The sequence below is a fragment of the Streptomyces sp. NPDC006314 genome, from assembly GCF_040613075.1.
In the GTDB taxonomy this organism is placed as follows: Bacteria; Actinomycetota; Actinomycetes; order Streptomycetales; family Streptomycetaceae; genus Streptomyces.
In genome coordinates this window covers 1-1,268 of sequence record NZ_JBEXRL010000078.1, presented here as the reverse complement: position 1 = coordinate 1,268, position 1,268 = coordinate 1, and the positions used below count along the sequence as shown (strand labels likewise).

At 67.0% G+C, this 1,268-nt stretch carries 2 protein-coding genes; both read left to right on the top strand.

The window, feature by feature from the left end; genetic code table 11:
• Positions 1-439 (top strand): alpha-glucosidase C-terminal domain-containing protein (locus tag ABZ079_RS36865; protein WP_356943804.1); only part of this gene is annotated, 439 nt, incomplete at its 5' end.
• Positions 436-1,268: alpha-amylase family glycosyl hydrolase (locus ABZ079_RS36860; RefSeq protein ID WP_356943803.1), on the top strand; the 833-nt coding region annotated here is incomplete at its 3' end. The genes ABZ079_RS36865 and ABZ079_RS36860, both read left to right, overlap by 4 nt.

Below are 1,268 nucleotides of genomic sequence, written 5' to 3'. Positions count from 1 at the left end.
CCTGAACTCGGAGAAGTACCAGCTGAGGCCCCGCGACTGGGCGGCCGCGGAGCGGGAGGGGCGGACCATCGCGCCCCTCATCACCCGGCTCAACGGCATCCGCCGAGAGCACCCCGCGCTACAGCGCCTGCGCAACCTCCGCTTCCACCGGACCGACAACGACGCCGTGCTCGCCTACAGCAAGAGCACGGGAGCGGACACGGTCATCGTGGTCGTCAACCTCGACCCGCAGCACACCCAGGAGGCCACGGTCTCGTTGGACATGCCGCAACTCGGCCTGGACTGGGACGCCGCCTTGCCCGTGCACGACGAACTGACGGGCGAGACGTACCACTGGGGCAGGACCAACTACGTGCGTCTCACGCCCGGCCATGCGCCGGCGCACGTGCTCCACGTCGGGCGATCGACGCCCCGGATCGGAGGGCCCGCAGCGTCATGACCGTGAACGAACCCGTACTGGACACCTTCGAGGACACTCCCGCCCAGGACCGGGACCCGGACTGGTTCAAGCGCGCCGTCTTCTACGAGGTCCTCGTCCGCTCCTTCCATGACAGCAACGGCGACGGCGTCGGCGACCTCCAGGGCCTGACCGCCAAACTCGACTATCTGCAGTGGCTCGGCGTGGACTGCCTCTGGCTGCCGCCGTTCTTCAAGTCACCGCTGCGCGACGGCGGTTACGACGTCTCCGACTACACCGCCGTACTGCCCGAGTTCGGTGACCTCGCCGACTTCGTGGAGTTCGTGGACGCCGCCCACCAGCGCGGCATGCGCGTGATCATCGACTTCGTCATGAACCACACCAGCGACCAGCACCCGTGGTTCCAGGAGTCCCGCAAGAACCCCGACGGCCCCTACGGCGACTATTACATGTGGGCCGACGACGACAAGCAGTACGAGGACGCGCGGATCATCTTCGTCGACACCGAGTCGTCCAACTGGACCTTCGATCCGGTGCGCGGCCAGTACTACTTCCACCGCTTCTTCTCGCACCAGCCGGATCTGAACTACGAGAACCCGGCGGTGCAGGAGGAGATCCTGGCCGCACTGAAGTTCTGGCTGGACCTCGGCATCGACGGCTACCGCCTCGACGCGGTCCCCTACCTCTACGCGGAAGAGGGCACCAACTGCGAGAACCTGCCCGCCACGCACGCCTTCCTCAAGCGGGTCCGCCGCGAGATCGACGCCCAGTACCCGGACACCGTGTTGCTGGCGGAGGCCAACCAGTGGCCGGAGGACGTCGTCGACTACTTCGGCGACTACACCGCCGG